Annotated in this window: 13 protein-coding genes; 9 read left to right on the top strand and 4 right to left on the bottom strand. The window is 34.4% G+C overall.

Annotated elements, in window-relative coordinates; genetic code table 11:
- Positions 1–9: 9 nt before the first annotated feature.
- From ribD to UABHE_RS08670, 5 genes are read left to right on the top strand one after another with little or no spacing between them, the layout of a single operon-like run.
- Positions 10–1092, top strand: a complete 1083-nt coding sequence (ribD, locus tag UABHE_RS08690; RefSeq protein ID WP_372369856.1) for a bifunctional diaminohydroxyphosphoribosylaminopyrimidine deaminase/5-amino-6-(5-phosphoribosylamino)uracil reductase RibD — start codon at positions 10–12, stop codon at positions 1090–1092.
- On the top strand, positions 1085–1711 hold the full coding sequence (locus UABHE_RS08685) for a riboflavin synthase (protein WP_372369855.1): 627 nt from the start codon (positions 1085–1087) through the stop codon (positions 1709–1711). The genes ribD and UABHE_RS08685 overlap by 8 nt, the downstream gene beginning before the upstream one ends.
- Positions 1698–2366 carry a 3,4-dihydroxy-2-butanone-4-phosphate synthase gene (gene ribB / locus UABHE_RS08680; protein WP_372369854.1) on the top strand — a complete coding sequence of 223 codons (669 nt, stop codon included), beginning with the start codon at positions 1698–1700 and terminating at the stop codon, positions 2364–2366. The genes UABHE_RS08685 and ribB overlap by 14 nt, the downstream gene beginning before the upstream one ends.
- 1 nt (position 2367) lies before the next feature.
- On the top strand, positions 2368–2847 hold the full coding sequence (gene ribE / locus UABHE_RS08675; protein ID WP_372369853.1) for a 6,7-dimethyl-8-ribityllumazine synthase: 480 nt from the start codon (positions 2368–2370) through the stop codon (positions 2845–2847).
- A gap of 50 nt (positions 2848–2897) precedes the next feature.
- On the top strand, positions 2898–4487 hold the full coding sequence (locus UABHE_RS08670; protein WP_372369852.1) for a diguanylate cyclase: 1590 nt from the start codon (positions 2898–2900) through the stop codon (positions 4485–4487).
- 29 nt (positions 4488–4516) lie between these two features.
- Here the strand turns inward: UABHE_RS08670 and UABHE_RS08665 are convergent, their stop codons facing one another.
- Positions 4517–5050 (bottom strand): DUF4416 family protein, encoded by a 534-nt coding sequence (locus UABHE_RS08665; protein WP_372369851.1) that lies wholly within the window; start codon positions 5048–5050, stop codon positions 4517–4519.
- Between the two features lie 172 nt (positions 5051–5222).
- Between UABHE_RS08665 and UABHE_RS08660 the strand changes: the two genes are divergently transcribed.
- The gene (locus tag UABHE_RS08660; RefSeq protein WP_372369850.1) at positions 5223–8669 is read left to right on the top strand and encodes a PQQ-binding-like beta-propeller repeat protein; all 3447 of its coding nucleotides are present in this window, start codon (positions 5223–5225) and stop codon (positions 8667–8669) included.
- Between the two features lie 41 nt (positions 8670–8710).
- Here the strand turns inward: UABHE_RS08660 and UABHE_RS08655 are convergent, their stop codons facing one another.
- Positions 8711–9484: a protein kinase gene (locus UABHE_RS08655; RefSeq protein WP_372369849.1), complete on the bottom strand. Its 774-nt coding sequence runs from the start codon at positions 9482–9484 to the stop codon at positions 8711–8713.
- Positions 9485–9765: 281 nt separating this feature from the next.
- Between UABHE_RS08655 and hflX the strand changes: the two genes are divergently transcribed.
- The 3 genes from hflX (at position 9766) to UABHE_RS08640 (ending at position 14890) form a co-directional block, all read left to right on the top strand.
- On the top strand, positions 9766–11139 hold the full coding sequence (gene hflX, locus UABHE_RS08650) for a GTPase HflX (RefSeq protein WP_372369848.1): 1374 nt from the start codon (positions 9766–9768) through the stop codon (positions 11137–11139).
- Positions 11139–12644: an ATP-binding cassette domain-containing protein gene (locus UABHE_RS08645; protein WP_372369847.1), complete on the top strand. Its 1506-nt coding sequence runs from the start codon at positions 11139–11141 to the stop codon at positions 12642–12644. Before hflX ends, UABHE_RS08645 begins: the two co-directional genes overlap by 1 nt.
- An 83-nt stretch (positions 12645–12727) precedes the next feature.
- Positions 12728–14890: a tetratricopeptide repeat protein gene (locus UABHE_RS08640; RefSeq protein WP_372369846.1), complete on the top strand. Its 2163-nt coding sequence runs from the start codon at positions 12728–12730 to the stop codon at positions 14888–14890.
- Between the two features lie 75 nt (positions 14891–14965).
- Here the strand turns inward: UABHE_RS08640 and UABHE_RS08635 are convergent, their stop codons facing one another.
- Positions 14966–18940 carry a hypothetical protein gene (locus UABHE_RS08635; RefSeq protein WP_372369845.1) on the bottom strand — a complete coding sequence of 1325 codons (3975 nt, stop codon included), beginning with the start codon at positions 18938–18940 and terminating at the stop codon, positions 14966–14968.
- A gap of 763 nt (positions 18941–19703) precedes the next feature.
- Complete coding sequence (locus tag UABHE_RS08630; RefSeq protein ID WP_372369844.1) at positions 19704–20678, bottom strand: leucine-rich repeat domain-containing protein; 975 nt, start codon at positions 20676–20678, stop codon at positions 19704–19706.
- Positions 20679–20704: the final 26 nt, after the last annotated feature.

Genomic DNA, 20704 nt, shown 5'->3' with positions numbered 1-20704 from the left:
GTTTTCCATATGTCAAAGTTTATGTTGCGCGCCTTAGAACTCGCTAAAAAATCAAAAGGACGCACAAGCCCAAATCCCATGGTAGGAGCAGTAATTGTTCGCAACGGTATTATTGTTGGAGAAGGGTTTCACTCTCGCGCAGGAGAATATCACGCAGAAATTATTGCTATAGAGCAAGCACAAGACAAAGCGCGAGGTGCAACTCTATTCGTTAATCTTGAGCCTTGTTGCCACTACGGAAAAACTCCTCCATGTACAGATGCTATTATAAATGCTGGTATTGACGAAGTTCACATGGCGATGTTGGACCCTAACCCTTTAGTTCAAGGAAAAGGCAAACGTATTCTAGAAGCGGCTAAAATTAAGACTGTTGTTGGTGAATGCGAGTTAGAAGCACAAAAACTTAACGAAATATTTTGCCACTGGATCAAGTATAAAACTCCTTTTGTTATTGCCAAATTTGCGATGAGTTTAGATGGGAAAATAGCAACAAAAACAGGTCATTCAAGATGGATAAGTTCTTCTGAATCACGACTTCTAAGTCATAAAATAAGAAATGAAGTGGACGCTATTCTTGTGGGAGCAAATACCGTAAAAAAAGATAATCCTCTTCTCACTACGCGCTTGAAAAATGAGCAAGTAAAACACCCTATTCGAGTTGTACTTGATTCTCGTAGTGGCCTTGCTTGGGATTCAAAAATATTTAGTGATGAATTACCTGGAACAACAATACTTGCGACGACGAAGAAAAAACATACTTCGAGTAATGTTGAAATAATTGTACTGCCAGAGAATGAAAATGGTGTTTGCTTAACATCTCTACTAAAAGAACTCGGAGAGCGAGAAATCACCTCTGTGCTCGTTGAAGGTGGCGGTAGTGTCTTGTCTAGCTTTTTTATGCAAAATCGCGTAAACAAGGTATTAGCGTTTATAGCTCCTATGATTATTGGAGGTGAGGAAGCTCCTACTCCGGTTTCTGGAAACGGAGTAAATCGTATATCTGAAGCGTTAGCACTTGAAAATCTGTGTATGGAAAAACTAACAACAGACATAATAATCAGCGGCTATTGTAAAAGAGAAAAAAATGTTTAGTGGTATTGTCGAAGAATTGGGAATTGTAAGCAAGGTGAACTCCGCAACATTTGAAATTTCTGCAAAAACGGCTTTGGAGAAAACGCAAATAGGGGATAGCATTGCTGTAAACGGAGTCTGTTTAACAGTAACTAAATTTACCAAAAACAACTTTACCGTTGATGTTGCTCCTGAAACTATACGCCGAAGTAACCTTGGATCTTTAGGTACTGGAAGCATTGTAAATTTAGAAAGAAGTTTATGCGTAGGAGATCGTATAGGAGGACACTTTGTTCAAGGACATGTTGACACTACAGCAAAAGTTTTTTGTATAAAAAAAGAAGGCATTGCTTATCTCGTAACATTTACATTGGACAATTTCATGATGCGCTACATTGTAGAAAAAGGTTATATCGCCATAGATGGTATGAGCTTGACAGCAATTCATCCTCATAAAAATCAATTCAGCGTATCTTTTATTCCTCATACTTTTGCTAATACGGTTGCGAAAAACTATTCTTATGGTACAGTTGTTAATATTGAAGTGGACATACTTGCAAAGTATATCGAAAGCTTTACGGGAAAACGTACTCAATCAAATATCAGCAAAGAATTTCTAAATAAAAATGGATTTATATAAGGATGAAGTCATGGTGTCTGTGGCAAGTGAGCAAAAATTTCATATGCATTCTATTGATCAAGCAATTCAAGAGATTAAAAATGGGCGAATGATTATTGTTGTTGATGATGAAAATAGAGAGAATGAGGGCGACTTAATTATTCCCGCAGAAAAAGTAACACCTGATGCAATTAATTTCATGGCTACACATGGTAAAGGATTAATATGCATCGCTCTTACAAAAGAGCGGATTGAAGAATTACAAATTCCTATGATGATTAGCGATAAAGACAATAAAGATAAATTTGGTACAGCTTTTACTATTTCGGTAGACGCAAAACATGACACAACTACCGGAATTTCGAGTTTTGATCGCTCAAAAACAATTCATACGCTTATTGCGCCGCAAACAAAACCTCAAGACTTACTAATGCCTGGTCATATGTTTCCGCTTCGCGCTCATTCGGATGGAGTGCTCGCGCGTGCAGGACATACAGAAGCTGCTGTTGACTTTGCTCAACTAGCAGGGTTGTTTCCAGCAGGAGTTATTTGCGAAATTATGGCTAGTGATGGAACAATGGCGCGTTTACCTGAACTGCAAAAATTTGCAGACAAGCACAATTTAAAGATATTTACTATTGCAGAATTAATTGAATATAGAAGAGAAAGGAAATAATATGGCGAGAGTTTTTGCAGGAAAATTGACAGGACAAGGTTTAAAAATAGCAATTGTTGTCTCTCGTTTCAACAATTTCATTACAGAGAAACTACTATCTGGCGCTGAAGACGCTTTATATCGTCATGGTGTTTCGGACAAAGAAGTTGATGTTGCCTGGGTACCAGGAGCTTTCGAGATTCCTTTTGTGGCTAAAAAATTTGTAAACAGCAACAATTATAACGCTGTTATTTGCTTAGGCACTTTAATTCGTGGAGCTACACCCCATTTTGATTATGTGGCTTCAGAAACAGCAAAAGGCATTGCTTCAGCATCACTTAGTCACGATACTCCTGTAATCTTTGGTGTATTGACCACCGACAGTATAGAACAAGCTATTGAAAGAGCAGGAACAAAGGCAGGGAACAAAGGATTTGAATCAGCTGTTGCTGCTATAGAAATGGCAAACTTAAATCTAGTTCTAACAGAAAATAATAAATAACCATTTACAAGTATTATTGTTAGTTTCTCTAATTTGGAGAATATATTATTTTGTCATCACAGCGATGGTTATTCAAGTATATAGGATTATTTATCATCTTTTTAGTGGGAATATTTTTCTCTATTAGTAGCTACTATTTCGTAGAAGCTGTTGAGTATGAAAATTTACAACTCGAATTTCAAAAACGCAGTGATTCAAGGATAAACTCGTTTAAAAGAGAAATGGTTCGTAATTTTGAAGTGCTGACAGGTTTACGCGCATTTTTTTCTGCGTCTCCGAATGTTTCGCGAGATATGTTTCTTGCATATACTAGTTCGGTTCTCAAAGGGCGTTCAAGTATTCAGGCGTTAGATTGGATACCAAAAATAAAGAAGGATGAGCGACCGCGTTATGAAAAGTTAGCAAAAGAAGAAGGAGTTACTAATTTTGTTTTTACAGAGAGAGAACAAGGAGTAATGATTCCAGTAAAAAACCGCGATGTTTATTTCCCTGTCTATTACACAGCTCCTTTGTATGACAATGAAATGGCATTGGGTTTTGATCTAGCCTCTAATCCTAGGCGAAAAAAGACGTTGCTTCAATCAATACAAAAAAACGAAATGATCGGAACAAATCCAATTATTCTCATTCAAGGAAGAGAAAAACAAAAAGGTTTTATGGTTTTTGTTCCTGTTTTTCGCACAGTCGATAATTCTGAAAAACAACAACAGGAATTACTTGGTTTTGTGGCTGGAGTATTTGATGTTGAAAAAATTTTTCGAGCAGCATTAAAACATGCCGATGGAAGCACTAGAGGACTTTGGTTTTCTATTTTTGATAGAACAAACAAGAAACGCAAGTTTTTATATCAAGAAGTTTTCGATTACGCTGATACTTGGAATACATATAAACAAATTATTTTTGTTGCTCAACGAAAATGGCAAATTGTAATATATGCAACAAATGAATTTAAAAATATTCATCTAAAAAGTAATTCATTTGTGGTGATGTTAATTAGTTTGTGTTTCACTTTTATTATTTTTGCTTACTTGAAAGTCGTTCTGGATAAACATCAAAAAAACGAAGAAATTGTAAAATTACGTACGCAAGAATTAAGTATACGCGAAAAACAATACCAACAACTGGAACAAATGGCCAAAAAAATGGAAGAGCTTGCGCGAACTGATCCGTTGACTAAATTGTCTAATCGCAGGCATTTTTTAGAGCAGATGGAAATCGAAAGAGTACGTAGTATTCGCTCTAACAAACCGTTAAGTATTATTCTTATCGATGTCGACCATTTTAAATCGTTCAATGATTTACATGGGCATAGTTGCGGTGACTTCGTATTGAAATCTCTCACAGGTACAATGAAAAGTTGCATACGTAAACAGGATCTTATCGCACGTTGGGGTGGAGAAGAATTCATTATTTTATTGCCTGAAACAAATATTGATGGTTGTAGAATCGTTGCTGAAAAAATAAAAGATAAAATAGCCTCACAAACGTACTTATATCAAGATAAAAAATTATCAATAACAATCACTGCAGGAGCGACAACGCATAAGAACGAAGAAAATATCGATGTGTGTATAAAAAAAGCTGACGATGCGCTTTACAAAGGAAAAGAGCGTGGACGTAATGAAGTAGTTACAAACTAAGGCATTTGCAGGCTTATTTTTTAAGCATATTAACCATCAATTTGCGCAAGTTGTTTTCTATATATGCGGCGTACATCTAAAAAAAACTGAATATAATGTTCCGATTGATAGTCGGGATAGGTCCATGGCCAAGCCTTGTAAGTTCCTTTATGATAAAACAATTCGACTTCTGCGTAGATACCTGACCCTAAATAAACACGGTGAGTGTAGTCTTTTGTTGTTGCAAGTATTACTTTTGCGCAATCAAGGTAACCAGGGTCAAGATTGACAGAGCGCATAGTTTTTTGTTGCAGCAACCGCTCCAAGTCGTTAGAAAAAACTTTAATATCTTTTATTACGTCTGGTAAAATTAAATCTTTAAAAGTTATGAAGCATTTATGTAAATTTTTTCCCATATCTTTTTCATAGTAATTTGTGTGTGAAAAACTCCAAATATCACTACGAGTATCAATAGTTCCATAGTGATTCTCTAAACGAGAACAGGCATTACAAAAAGCTATTTCATCAGAAAAAATACAACCTACAAATAACTTAACAGGTTTGGGGTAAAAAATACTTGCCATTGTACAATCCATTACAAAAATAAGCACTCGGTTTGGGAAATTCACTTAAGGTTTGTGCTGAAAATTTATTATTTGACCTAAAGATTTTGTGTTACATTTCTAAGTTAAACTTAATATCTGCACTTAGTCAAGTTAGTTTTACATATTCATTTACTGTATTAAGGTAATTATTATGGGTTTTGAAGGAAGTTTAGACAGTGTTTCATTTGCTGACATTCTTAATACTTTATGTAAAATCAATAAAGAGGGTACTCTTGTTGTTTTTGATGATAAGAATAAAAAGATAATTCATTTTCGCGATAATGGTGTTACCCTTGTTGGTGATCGGCAAATGAATTTGTTAGGTGAGAAACTAGTTCAAGAGGGAAAATTGCAAGATTGGGAACTAGAAAACGCTATAAACGAACAACACCAAACAGCAAAAAATTTAGAGGTCGTTCTGATAGAACAAGGTCTTGTCGCCGAAGAAGAAATAGAAGACTTTATATATGAACATATGGAAGAAGAGATATGTGATATTTTCTTTTGGGAAAAAGCGCGTTTTTCCTTTACTGACGGTGCACCAGACGAAAACATCGTGGGTTCACTACAGCAAGTTTCTTTTTCATTTGACGTCCAAAGCTTATTATTTCGAATAGCAGAGCAACTAGAAGAGTGGAAAAAAATACGCGAAAAAATACCATCTCTCGATTTAGTTTTTGTTGTCAAAGATGGCGAAAACTGGGGCGATGACAAGTTAGAAGATGAGTTTAAAGAAATTCGTAAATTAATTGATGGAACTCATGATGTTCGCGATATTATTAGAATTACAAATTCACCGGTGATAGCAGTTTGTCGACTTTTTTCACTGATGCTCTTACAAGACCTTATCCAACCTGCAGAATATGAACATTTTATCACAAAAGCAGAGCAAGCGCAGTTTAAAGGAAAAGTGCAGCTACAAATCAATTTATTAAAAAAGGCTTTGGCACTAAACCCTGACGATCAACAAGTGATAATTAACATTGCAAAAGCTTATGAAAATATTAGCAATCAAGAACAAGCAGCCACTTGGTATTTAGAGTTAAGCCGTATAGTAGAAGATCTTGATAAAAAATCAAAGTATATAGATAGTGCTATTCATTTAAATCCCCAACTATTAGAAGCTTATAAAGAAAAAATTACTCTGCTTAAAGAAAAAGAAAGCCATGAAAAAGTAACTATTGCGTCCATGGAACTTGCCGATATTCATAAAAACAATGGCGAAATAGGACAAGCAATCTCTATTTGCGAAGAATTTCGTGATACATCAAATGTAGATTTTCAAACCTATACTTTGAATTTATATATCGAAAGTCAAAATGGCGAAGAAGCGTTCAATACATACCAAAAACTTAGACGATTAACAAATAGAGATCACCCCGATTTGTTACAAAAAATAGCGACAGTTCCCATGGAAGATAGTGATTTGCAAAAAAGTGTTCAGCAAATGCAAAAAAGCTTAGTGTGGGAACAAAAACGTAATTTTGTTTATTCTATGTTGACTGTGATTGTCATTATTGTTATTGGTATTTCCTATGCCATATTTTATGAATTATCTGCTCGCTCTCTTTATAATTCGGCAACTGCTTTTTTTGAATTAAAAAAATACCCGAAATCTTTAGAATTTAGCCAAGAAATTATTAATGACTACTCTTGGAGTTCTGTAGTTGATGATGCTCAAAACAACATATCAAAAATTAACCAATACTTTGCTTTATTAAAAAGAAAAGAACAAACACTAAAGAATCTTCAGTTTGAGAAGATAGTCGAACGCTTAAATGAAATAAAAAATTTCGCAGATCTTGGTTTGTTCGAAAAAGCACGAGCCAAGTTAAAAGAGTATCAGTGGGAGTACTCTTCACCTAAATGGCAAAGTTTAAGTGTAAAAATTAATCTCAAAATTAAAGAAATGGAATCTTTAATAGAGAACGCAGAACAAGATAAGTACAAAGAAGGATTTAAATCTTTACGTAGCCAAGCAATAAAAGAGGAACAAGCAGGAAATGTTGATAAAGCACTTGCTGCGTGGCAAAAACTCACAAAAATAAACGAATATAAAAAAGAAGCTCAGGAAGCCATTTCGCGTATAGAAAAAGATGAAGTATCTATATTGTCATCCCGAATTAAAAAAGAATTCGAAAGTGCACAAAAAAGAGAAAAACAAGGTAATATTCAACTGGCTTACACCAACTATAAACAAACAGAAAAACTGCTACAAGAAATAAAAACAAAGGAATTGCTAGAAAAGGATATCTTTTTTGTTACTGATACACTACAACAAGTTGAAAATGCAAAAAATCGCATAGAGAAATGGGAGCGCGAAGCTTCATTGATATGGGGTGAAGTTTTAGAACTACGTAAGCGTTTAGAAATAAAAGAAGCATATGGAAAAACATGGGATTTATTACAAAACCTTAGACTTTCAAAAACAACCGCTGCCGAAAATGTTAAGCTAGCATTATATATTACCTCTACTCCACCAGGGGCTAAAATAAAAGGCACACCTTTTGTCACTCCTTGCTTTTACGAAATGCCTGACGAAGAAGCTCAAATTGTTTTAACGCACAATGCGTTTAGTGAGCAATCGGTAACACTTAATTGGCTCAACGCTTCTTATGATATAAAGTTAAAAAAGGCTAAACTGTGGAAACAAAAATTTAAAATACGCATTTCTTCAATGCCTCTAGTTCATCAAAATAAAATCCTTGTTACTGATAGCCGTGGACATATTTTAGCTTTGTCTCAAAAAAGTGGACGAGTAAGGTGGTCATTTTCTACTCGAAAAGGATTCGGAGATATCATTGGAGGAGCTAAGATATTCAATAATAATTTATATTTCGGAAGCAACGATTATTATTTATACAATATCGATTTGAAAAGAGGCAAAGAGACGTGGCGCTTCAAAGCAAATTATTTTATTCAGAATACTCCTGTTGTCGATGAAAAAAATGTTTTCTTTGCTACAAACAAAGGTGACATCTATTGTCTTAATCGCTATTCAGGTAAAAAAGTTTGGACTAAAAAACTGGACAGCGCTGTATATTCCCAACCAATAATTCATAAGTCTGAAGTTTTATTTGTAACTTTGAGGGGTACCCTTGTTAGTCTTGATATCTTTAGTGGTTCAGTAAAGTGGTCTCAAAAATTACTAGGTAAAGCTGTTGCTACACCTGTAAGTAGAGGAGAATTTGTCTATATCACCACACAAGAAGGATATGTCTATTGTTTTAATATGGAAAAACGCGACAAAGTTTGGCATAAATTTCTTGATGAAAAAATCAATTTTTCGCCTATTGTTTGGGGAAAAAACCTATATATAAGTAGCGAAAAGGGTCTTATTTACAGTATTGACCGCCAAAGTGGTGCGAGCAATTGGAAAAAAAATGTAAATATACAATCGAATCTTGTTATTGCTCACGACAAACAGCACATATACGGTGCAAATCTACAAGGAGAAATATTATTAATAGATTTTGACGGAAATGTGACGTGGAGCGAAAAGTTAATGAATGAAAGCAAGAAGATACACGTTGTCACAAATGAGTATGGTACGTATGTTTTTTCGCAATCAGGCAAAGTTTATGCATTAAAGAATTAATTTTCTCGGAAACGTTTTCGGACGTTTCCGGAAGCAAAAAGTTATATAGATTGTAAGTCTTGTACAATTTGTGAGTAATGTTGGTAACGTTTTTTTACTTTTTTTGCCATCATTTTTTTGATAATCTTACACATTTTGACAGAGATCTTCGTATTATATTTCGCGATTGGTAATGGTTTCTTTTTTAGAATTGCTTGTATTAAAAGCACGGATGTTTTTTCTTCAAATGGAAATACTCCGGTGGTCATAAAATAAGCAATGCTTCCTAAACTAAAAATATCACTTGTTACTTCCTTACTTTTACCTATAACACATTCTGGTGATGCAAACACTGGACGCCCAACAACTTTAAATGGAAATTCATACGAATTAGCAAAGCAGATGAAAGGTTTTTCGTTGGAAAATTCAACTTTATAAGGATGTAAAAGTCCATGAACTATCCCAAACTGCGCAGCGTATTCCAATGCTAAAGCTACTTGACAAATAATATTAATAACTTCAAACTGTTCAAATTTCCTCGTCTCATTATAAATCATATCAAGCAAAGTATTGTATTCTTTTAAATAGTTTTTTACATAATAAAAATAGTTTTTCTCTTTTCCAACTTTGAATATCTTTCTTATATTACAATGGTTGATTTTTATTATTTTTTTCGCATTTTCTTCGAAAGCAGCGTATCGATTCTCTCCTCTGTAAGGAGAGATATATATAGTAAAAATTTCATTAGCTTTTTGTGCTTTAAAAATAGTAGTTTCTTCTTCAAATCCTAGTTGCTCTAAGATTTGATAGTTGTCAATTTTTTGAATCATTTCCATATCAGAACCTCATTTTATTGTAAATGGATAAAAAGTAGCAATTCGAGTTTATTTACAGTATTATTGAAATAGAGTTTCAACTCACCTTTAAATTTTACACTTCTCAAAACCGGAGTTGCAATGTTCGCTTATAATTTTGTCTAAAACTTTCCTCAATCATTTATTTGTTTATGATGATTTACGGTAAGTCTAAAGGATTCAGCTTACTGTCTTTTTAACTACAGTGTAAGTAGTAAAAGATATGAGTGCCTTTATGTCTATACGTAAAATTAAAGGAAAATATGATGAAATTTCATTCGAAACCGGTTCCAGAACATAAAGAAGTTCCTGTTGCTGACAATCGTCGTTGGGAAAAGATTATTGAGCAATCAGTACAGCGCGATACTTCTTCGTCACAAAACAACGATATTAATCGTTGCTATATACTTTCTGTTAGTTACAGTCGTGATCCACTAGTCCAACAAGCACAATTGTTAGAAATTGTTAGTCTTGTAAAAGCGCAAGGGGATACTGTTGTTGGAGAGGAAGTATATTATCTCACTAAAGAACGTCCGCAAACACTTATTGGTAAAGGTACTTCGCAAGAGATTGCAGAGAGAGCTCATGCGCTAAACGCTGATCTTTTAGTTCTAGATGCCGAACTTAGTCCTTCACAAATGCGCAATCTTGAAGATGCATCGGGAATTGCTATTTGCGATCGTGAAGCAATTATTCTCAATGTGTTTTTACGCCATGCTAAAACGCGTAGTGCGCAAATTCAAATTGAAATTGCACAGTTACAATACTTGCGACCACGTATTCGCGGTATTGGTCTTGATATGGACCAACAAACGGGTGGAATTAGTGGTAGTCGCGGTGCAGGGGAAACGGCTTCTGAACTTTTAGCACGGAAGCTAGATGGGCGCCTAGCTGAACTAAAGAAAGCACAATCTAAACTCGAACGTGTTGATAAAAACCATCGCGAAAAACGCAACAAATGTAAGCGTATTACTTTAGTAGGTTATACTAATGCTGGAAAAACGTCGTTGATGAACGCACTCGTCAAAGAAAACTTATCATCGCGAAATATGCCATTTGAGACATTAGATACTACTTCGCGATGTTTAACACGTCATGGTGGAGATGTAATAATCAGTGATACTGTTGGGTTTATACGACGCCTTCCAAACAGTTTGCTTGCGAGTTTCGAAACCACTTTAGCTGAGATGTGTAGTTCTTCTCTTATTGTAGTTGTTATTGATGTTTCTGACTATGAATGGCAAGAACATCTACAAATAACTATTTCTATGCTAGAAAAACTCAAAGCCGAAGATATTCCCCGTTGCTATGTGTTTAATAAACTCGACTGTGTTTCAGTATTACCATCTTGCGATTTACTAAGTGGTTTAGTAGAAGAATATAACTATGAAATCTTAAGTAGTAAAGACAAAAGTGCTGTCGATAAGCTGAAAGAAAAGTTGTTGCAAATGGTGCGTAGCGAGGAACAAGTTATTGAGTTTGTTGTTCCCTATACAGCAAATCACATTATGTCACTTATATACGGAAAAACACGCGTAATAGAAAGTAAAGCCTTAGCCACAGAAATGTATTTTCGAGTAGAGGGCTCACCACAAGTGATGGCAAAAATTGAGCATGATTTGAAGGAGCTTATCTAATGAAATCTCTTATTAAAACCAGCGATCTTTGCATCACTACAAATGAAAAACGCGTTTTGATAAAAGACCTCAATATGAGCCTCAGTTTAAAGGAACAAGTTGCTATTATAGGTCGCAATGGTGTAGGGAAGTCAACTTTGCTTAATACACTCTCTGGAAAAACTAGTTGTAAAAGTGGTAAGGTAGTGCGGTATACCAAACCTTACTTTATAAAACAACACTTTGATTCTCTAGAGATAAAAAACATTATAAAAAAATTAGCTAATTATTCTTGTGAACTTGTCGAAAAAGAGCTCGTAGAAATTGGCTTACCTTGTTTAGAAAAACTTGCTCGCCATTGTATATTTAGTTGTGGCGAGTTTAGCAAAATAAAAATGCTCGTTGCTAAACTTGAAGAACCACAACTTCTTATTCTCGACGAGCCAACTCAACATTTGGATGAACGCGGTATTTTGTGGTTGCGTAAATGGTTAAAATCATGGAGTAACGGACTCATTATTGTGTCGCATGACACGACTATTCTTTGTGAATTTAGTGATTTTTTTATGATTTCAGAGCAAGGTTGTCGCTACTTCAATGGTACATTTTCGCAATTGCAAAAAACCCTGGAAGAAGAGCAGAGAAATAGCAACAAACGCTACCTGCAAAATTTGCAACGTATGATAAAGAAAGAGCAAAAAACTCTAGATATTGCAAGGCGTAAAGGCCGAAAAAAACGTTATGGTCGCATAAGTGAATTGCAAAGAGCTACACCACGCCAGCGTTTGAATCAAAAACGTGATTACGCGCAATGCCAACATGGAAAAGCTAAAAAAATACGAGAACAACGTATCAGCACTTTGCGAACGTGGACAAAAAAAACGCGGCGTGCGTTGAATGTCGATTTACCTTTAGTACTACCGCAACTTCAGTTTGAAACTAGCAATTTGAGTGACATTGTAACTTTAGATAACGCTGCTGTTTGTGTTAACAGCAAATATATTTATAAAAATATATCTTTATGTCAATGCCATGAACGAACTGCTATTGTTGGAAAGAATGGAGCGGGAAAAACAACACTAATACGTACCATACTTGGTGAAATTGAGCCAACAGTAGGCAAAGCGCAAAGGATTTCTTCGCGCATTGGTTATATTGCGCAAAATGCTAGTAACTGGATAGTCGAAGAAAGCTTATTGGTCGTTCTTTTGCACTGTAATGCTGTAGAGTCTTTAGAAGTAGCAACCGAGTTAATCATTGCCCATAAATTTCCATTGGCATTGGCAGAACGCCCTCTTTGCTCTCTTAGTCCGGGAGAACGTATACGTGCAGCACTTATTTGCTTATTTCAACAAATACCAACTACTGAGTTATTAGTACTAGATGAACCAACAGCGAACTTAGATATATTGGGGCAACAAGCTCTTACTTATGCATTGCAATCGTGGCGAGCGGGATTTATAATAACAAGCCATAACACCGAGTTTTTGAAAGCAATTGCTGTAGAGCGCTATTTACAATTGTAAAAGAATTTTTGAGGTAATGCTGCTCATCGTTTCTAGAATGAGTACATTACCTCATTGTTAGTTACTACACAGAGTGGATAGAAATGAGCAAGACAATAAAACAGAAACAATTTGGAAAATATGTTGTGTGTGAACAACTAGGTCGCGGAGGAATGGGAGTTGTTTACCGGGCATATGACACTATTATGAAACGCGTCGTTGCTTTAAAATTAATTGCTCACAATGATCAAAGCGACTTAGAACGATTCGTAAATGAATCACAGGTAATGGCGAAATTAAGTCATGTTAACACTGTTCGTTTTTACGAATTTAGTTATCAGCCTCAGCCATATTGCGCCATGGAGTATGTTGAGGGAGTGACACTTGGTGATTTAATCCACAATCGTAAATTATCACCAAATTTACTTGTCGATATGCTAATAAAAGTGTGTGATGCACTTCACGAAGCGCACAGCTATTCTATTATTCATCGTGACATCAAGCCCGCGAATATTATGGTTGACTCCCAAGGAGAACCCAAATTAATGGATTTTGGTTTGGCAAAAAATAACAAAGAGTCACAAAAAATAACTAAATCACAAGCAATTATTGGTACAATTCACTATATGCCACCAGAACAGCTCGATGGGCACGAAGCTTCGCCGAGAAGTGACTTATATGCCATAGGAGCTATTCTATATGAAGGAATTACTCAACGCACACTGTACCAAGGAAATTCAAATGTAAATATTATGGTGCAAATTTTAGAAGGTATTCCTATTCCTCCAAGACAGCTCAATCCCGATATATCTCCTTATCTCGAAGCTATATGCTTAAAGTGTATTGCCAAAAAGCCACAAAAACGGTACCTTAATGCGCGACAACTTGCTCGCGAATTGCGAAATTATCGTGAAAATCGCTCAATTATTGCGAAAAAATATAGCCGCTTAGATCAAATGCGTCAAGTGATTCATCATAATAAAATTTTATGCAGTTTTATAGTTTTAGTATTAGCTTTTTTATTAAGTTTTGCGGTGTATTCTTCTGTAAAAGAAAAACAGTTGCGCATTGCACTGGATCAACTACAAGTCGAAAAAAATAATGCACTACTAGCAAAAAAAACAACAGAAAAAACATCACAAAATTTACAAAAACTAAACACAGCGATGATTGAAGCTCTGAATTACGCTAGCTACAGTAATCTTTATCCAGGACTTCTAGTTGACAAAGATTTTATTCGACCAATTAAGAGAGTTTTTGAACAAAGTAAGCTTTTGCAAAATGCCGAAGAATATAAATTTTTACGCGGTATTGTTTTAGCTCAAGGAGAAAGTCTTCAACATCTGCAAACGGCCGTTCGCGATTTTAGTAATCAAATAGATGATGATCCTCGTCAAGTAATTGCTTATTTAAATAGGGCAAAGACTTACCAACGCATGAAAAAATTCGATTTAGCCCTTCGCGATTTTGAAAAATGTCTTGATATAGAACCGCGTTATGCCGAAGTTTATTTCGCAAGAGGTACATTATATGAAGAAACACAGCAATTTTCTCTTGCACTTGCTGATTATAGCACTGCTATTTCCTACAATCCAAATACAGAAAATGCATTTCTAAATCGCGGTAATATTTACAAGGATCACCTCGAAAAATATAATTTAGCTTTTGCAGATTACTCAAGATTTATACAACTAAAGCCCAATCTAGAACAAGGACACATTAACATTGCTCTTTTGTATGAAAAAACAAATCAATATGAAAAAGCATTTTCTTACTATGAGAGAATCTTTCGTATACTTCCAGGTGCTAGCCATAGTTATTATGCTAGAGGCAATCTTTTTTTGAAAACAAAGCAATATGAAAAAGCGCTAAAAGATTACGACCGCGCGCTAAAAATATCTCCCGAAAAAAAAATGGTCTACCACAACCGTTCCTCTGTACATCGGAAACTAGGCAACGAAGAGCAGGCACTACAAGATCTAGAAAAATTTATCACTGCTTACCCTGAATATGCAAGCTCTTACTACAATCGTGGAAACATCTACCGAAATTTAGGCAACCAAAAAAAAGCTCTACATAATTATAACGAAGCGATTAAACGCAATACTAAATATAGAGATGCTTATTTAAATCGCGGTAATTTGTATTACGATGTAAAAGAATACGCGTTAGCTCTTTCTGATTACGAGTCAGCAAAGAATTTAGGTTATAAAAATAAAGTAGTAGAGAAAAAAATTCTTTACCTAAAACAAATTTTGAACAAGTGAAATAAACAGCTTGATACGGGATCGGGAAAGTGAAAAATATTAAAACTTTAACTAGCATAAGTCGTAACTTGATAATTACAACACTAAACCAACAGAATCGAGATAAGTAAGTTTTTGTAAATAAGCTAAATCACTATCGCATATCTTGGTTTTACTTAAATTGATGCTGGAGAGATAGGTAAATTTCTGAAGATGGACTAAACCATTACCGCTTATCTTTGTTGATTCTAGGTTTAGCTTTTCTAAATTAGAAAGCCCTTTGATATATATCAATCCTTTATCGCTTATTTTGGTGTGACCCAAATCTAGCTCGTCGAGATTGACTAGTTTTTTTAAGCAAAGTAGTCCACTGTCGTTTATGTTAGTTTTTGATAAATTGAGTTTTTCAAGTTTGGTAGATTTTTTTAGGCGAGCCAGGCTATTGTTGTTTATTTTTGTGTGGCTTGCATTGAAATAGATAAGATTGGTAAGATCTTCTAGATGAGCCAGACCATCATCGCTTATCTCTGTTTTGGATATGTTAAGACGAGAAAACTTGAGACTTTTTATATGGATCAGACTATCATCTGTTATTTTTGTTTCAGATATATCAAAATTGCAGAGGCTGTTTAAGTTTTTTAGGTAAGCGAGACCGTCTACTTTTGTTGTAGATAAATTAAGACGAGAAAGTGTAAGATTCTTAATGTTCGCTAGACCAGCACTCGTTATTTTTGTGTTGTTTAGGTCAAGACTACAAAGACCAGTGAGATTTTGCAGGTGAATTAGTCCAGCGTTGGTTATTTTTGTGTGGCTCAAATTTAGTTTGTATAGATTGGTAAGATTCTTCAATTGAGTTAGGCCAACACTACTTATTTTTGTTTTAGATAGATCAAGAATAAAGCGATTTCTGTATTTTTGTACGTTTGTTTCTTTGTCTTCAGCCTTTATTAAACAAAGACGAAAATAAACAATGTCTTTTACATAACATAAAGTGGCGTTATTTATCTCTGTTTCTGATAAACTAAGTTTTTGCATTTTAGCTTTGTTTTTTATATGTCTAAGCCCCTTACCTGTTATTTTTGTTCCTGTTAAGTTAAGATGAGATAGATTTGTAAGTTTCTTTAAGTAGATAAGACCTTTATCGCTTATTTTTGTATAGCTTAAATCTAAAGAAGAAAGATTAATAAGATTTTGCAAGCAAGCCAACCCCTTGTCACTTATATTTGTTCCAGCCAAATAAAGGTTTGAAAGACTGGTGATATTTTTTAGACACGCCAAACCCTCATCGTTTATTTTTGTATAACTTAGACCTAAAGAAGAAAGATTGGTGAAATTTTGTAAATGGGTTAGACCTTTGCCACTTATTTTTGTTTTAGACAGATAAAGGCTAGAAAGATTGGTAAGTTTTTTTAAATAAGCTAGGCCGTTGTCGCTTATAACTGTTTTTTCTATGTCGAGATTGGATAGACTACAAAAATTTTGCAAATAAACTAGCCCTGTATCGTCTATCTTTGTTTCAGAAAGGTCGAGAGAAGAGAGTTTGGTAAGATTTTTTATATGGACCAATCCTTTGCCATTTATTTTTGTTCCCCCAAGACCAAGCACAAGAAGACCTGTAAGTTTTTTTAAATAAACCAGTCCTTGATTTGTGATGTTGGTAAAAGATAGTTGTAAGTTCGAAAGACTGGTAGCTGTCTTTAAATAAGCCAGGCCGTGGTCACTAATCCCTGTGTAACTCAAATCTATTTCATAAAGTTTTTTAAGTCCTTGTAGATGTGCTAATTCAGTGTCTCTAACGCGTATTCCAAATAAATCAAGTTTTGAAAAAATTTTTATATTCTCTAGTTTTTTGAAATAAGGTAAATCATCGCGGCCAATTTCTTTGTATCCCAAATCAAGTTCAGATAGATTTTTCAAACCAGTTAGGTGAACTAATCCATTGTTTGTTATTCTGGTATCAGCTAGGTTGAGTTGGGAAAGATTCTTCAAGTTTTTAAGATGAATAAGGCCAGCATCGCTTATTTTTGTTTCTTCAAGACTAAGTATAGAAAGATTGGCAAATTCTTTTAAGTGAATAAGCCTTTCATCTTTTACTTTAGTAGTAGATAGATCTATTTCGGATAGATTTTTCAATGGTTTGAGATGTACCAGTCCAGAGCCATTTATCCTGGTCTTTGATAAATCTATTTCGGATAGATTTTTTAAATTTTTAAGATGAACAAGTCCCGCATCGCTTACCCTGGTTCCTTTAAGTTCAATAGTAATAAGGCTAGCAAATTTTTTTGCGTGAATTAGCCCATTATTATTTATCCTGCTGTTAGATAGATATATGTGCGATATATTTTTTGATTGTTTGAGATGTGCCAATCCTGAACCATTGATTTTGGTGTTAGATAGGTCTATCACAGATATATTTTTCAAATTTTTAAGGTAGGCGAGTTTCGTATCGCTTATTTTGGTTCCCGCCAAATTGATCACTGATAAATAAATCAATCCTTCCAAATGAATAAGTTCTTCTACATTGGTATTCCATAGATTGAGATGGTTGATTTTATTAAGTTTACGCAAATGAACTAGCCCTTTACTATCGACTTTCGTTTTAGCTAATTCAAGTCTACGCAAATTGGTAAGCGTCTTAAGATGGACTAGGCCACTGCTATCTATCTTAGTTCTAGATAGAAATAATTTAGAAAGTTTGCTCAGATTGCTAAGATGGTTTAGACCACTATTGTCTATTTTTGTTCCTTCTAAGTAAAGTTCACAAAGATTTTTCAAATCTTTTAGGTGGATTAAACCTCTACTAGTTATTTGTGTGTTTCCCAAATAGAGAACAGAGAGTTTTTTTAGTTTTTTGAGATGAGCTAGCCCAGAGTCTTTTATCTTTGTACTTGGTAAAGCAAGCGCTGAGATATTGACACAATTTTTTAAATGCACTAACCCAGCGCTACTTATATTCGCTCCTTCGAGGTTAAGTGAAGAAAGTTTAGGCAAATTTTTTAAATAGACTAGACCTAAATCGCTGATATTGGTACACACTAGATCAATTGTACAGAGGTTTTTAAGATTTTTTAAGTGCGCCAGTCCTATATCGCTTATCTTAGTGCTAACCAAATTAAGGCTAGATAATTTAGTTAGATTTTTGAGATGGAGTAGTCCATCATCGCTAATTTGAGTGTCTTGTAAATAGAGTTTGTGCAGATTCTTGAGTTTTGCTATGTGGGCTAACCCATTATTTGTGATGTTAGTTCCAGAAAGATCTATTTCATATAAGTCTTTTAGCTCTACAAGGTGTGTTAAACCAGTATTTGTTATCTTTGTATCCCATAAATCTAAACAACGAAGCTTTGTGAGTTTTTTTAGATAAACTAAGCCATCATCACTTATCTTTGTGCCCTTTAGGTCGAGTTCACGTAAATCTTTTAGTTTTTGTAGATGAACTAGCCCTCTATCTGTTATTTTTGCATTATCAATGCCAAGTACTGTTAGTCTAGTTAGGTTTTGTAAATGCGCCATACCTTTATTCGTTATTCTTAGGTTGAAGAGATTAAGATCTGAAAGCTTGGTTAATTTTTTCAGATGAATTAGTCCTGCATCCGTCACCATACTTCCTGACAAATTAAGTGTAGAGAGATGAATAAATCTCTTTATATAGGCTATTTGGCGATTACCAATACTAGTATAACTTACATCAAGTTTGTAAATGCTATTTATTTGTGATGCATAGTTTTTAAGCCACTTACCAATTACTTTTTTCAGCTTTAGAGACTCAATTTTACTATTTTCAATACCAAAATCACAATTTATCGCAATGAGTTCCTTTATGTTGCATTTTGAAAATTGAGAATTTTTCATGTCGCCTTTTAGATGTTCTATCTCACAAAAAGCGAATGTGCAATTGCGAAAACTACCATTTAACTTTTTTTGAAAAGAACATTGGGCAAAATAACTGTTTTCTACCACAAAGATTTCGTCTTTTGTACAAATGTTACATCCCTGGTAGTAGGTATTGTTGTGGATAGTTGTGACTTTTTTATTTTCTACATTCAGTGTGTAATTTGTAGTTTTTTTCATAATTTAGCAATTCTACTTCCTGCTCTAAAGATTAATTCTATTAGCATTCCATTTTGTAAATGTTGAAAAAATCAATAAAAGACCTATAGCATACCATTTAAAATTTTGAGCAAAATTTATAGGAAGAATAGATTATTTATTTAAAGGATTTTGATTTAAGGCGTGTGGACATTTAGACTTTATTCCCTAGATCGTTTTGTAAATCCTAGCGTCGTGGTATCAAACTTACAGAATTTGGCTATGCTACGTTTGATACGCCTAGCTACGCCCTACAATAACTTACGTACTAAATAAATTTTAAATGTTCGCAGGCTCTATTTACAAAAATAAAACAGAAAGGTAGTTTTGTGCGAAGCTGAATGAAATGAGGTGTCTGAGGTCTGATTAATGAGCAAACTAAGTCTCGTCTAAAAACTTATTATTAAGAATAATTATGTTTTTATTGGAGAAGCAGAATTTTGTAATACAACTTTAGGAAACAGACATTCTCTTAGCTAAGGTAAAACAACCTTTTCGTAAACTTTGAGGATGTCGTAGTACACACCGCCATAAATGATTATAATAGAAACAAACAAATTACCGATATGTTTATATTACACAAAACTATGGGTGTTTACCACAAAATTTTAGAGGGTTTTTCTTTTCCTGGCTATTTTATTTTTTCCGATTGATAAGCATAATGTCTCATTAGAAATCTTCTTTTCAGAAGATTATATCGATAACGGTCTAAAACATACTAGGCCACTTACGTGGCCTGAAAAAATTAATCCAACACTTTAAATGCTTCTGTGCGATATTCCTCATCTAAATTTGGCATGTAGTGTGAGTTATCGTGGATTTTACAATTTTTGAGCCACGATTTTAGACACTGTCTTTTCCACCAACTAAGATTATTATTGCTAATCAACAATTTCTGTAAGTGGCATAACTTTTCAATACTACGAGAAACACCACTGATGCAATTGAATGAAAAATCTAAGTAACGAAGAGAAGTTAACATTGAAATATGATCAGGGATTTCAATGATATCATTACTTCTTAGGCCAAGGTATTGTAGGTTACGCAATTCAAATATTCCTAGAGGTAATAAAGATAAATTGTTACATCCCAAATCTAAATGTGTAAGGTTATGTAATTCGCGAATTTCAGTAGGGATACTTTTTATGTCTGTAGACGATAGACACAAATGGGTGAGATTGTGCAAATTGAGAAGTGTCCACGGGAACATTTGTAGCTGTGCTTCACGAATGTTGAGGTAGCGTAAATTTTTTAATTGTGCTAGTTGTGCTGGGCAACCACAAACATTCGAAATAGTTAGGCTCTCTAGGTTTTTTAGTTTTAACACACTTTGAGGAAAATTAGGAAGATCATGAAAGTGATTGTTCGGGCTAGATGGAGCGATAAGATGTTTTAGATTAGAAAGTTGCTCAAGACAAGGTAAGAGCTCAAATTTATTACCAGAAAGATCAAGGTGGGATAAAAAGGTAAAATGGCAAATATACTTAGGAAAACTTCTAATATTCATTTTACTTAGAGAAAGAGAGGCATGTTCGCAAAACCCACAATTATCAAAAGTACATTTTTTTAATGACTCAAAGTAAACATTGTTACGAAAACTACAGTTGTCAAAATAAGAGTTTTGGACAAAATATTTTTTCGATTGTGGATAAAACGTACAAGCATAATATTTGGTATTACTTTCTATATTTTGAAGTACTTTGCGCTTAATAACTTTCATTTGTCTTTTCCACGACAAACACCCCT

The sequence above is a fragment of the Candidatus Uabimicrobium helgolandensis genome (genome assembly GCF_041508025.1).
GTDB lineage: Bacteria > Planctomycetota > Uabimicrobiia > Uabimicrobiales > Uabimicrobiaceae > Uabimicrobium > Uabimicrobium helgolandensis.
This window is presented reverse-complemented; position numbering and strand designations above follow the sequence as displayed.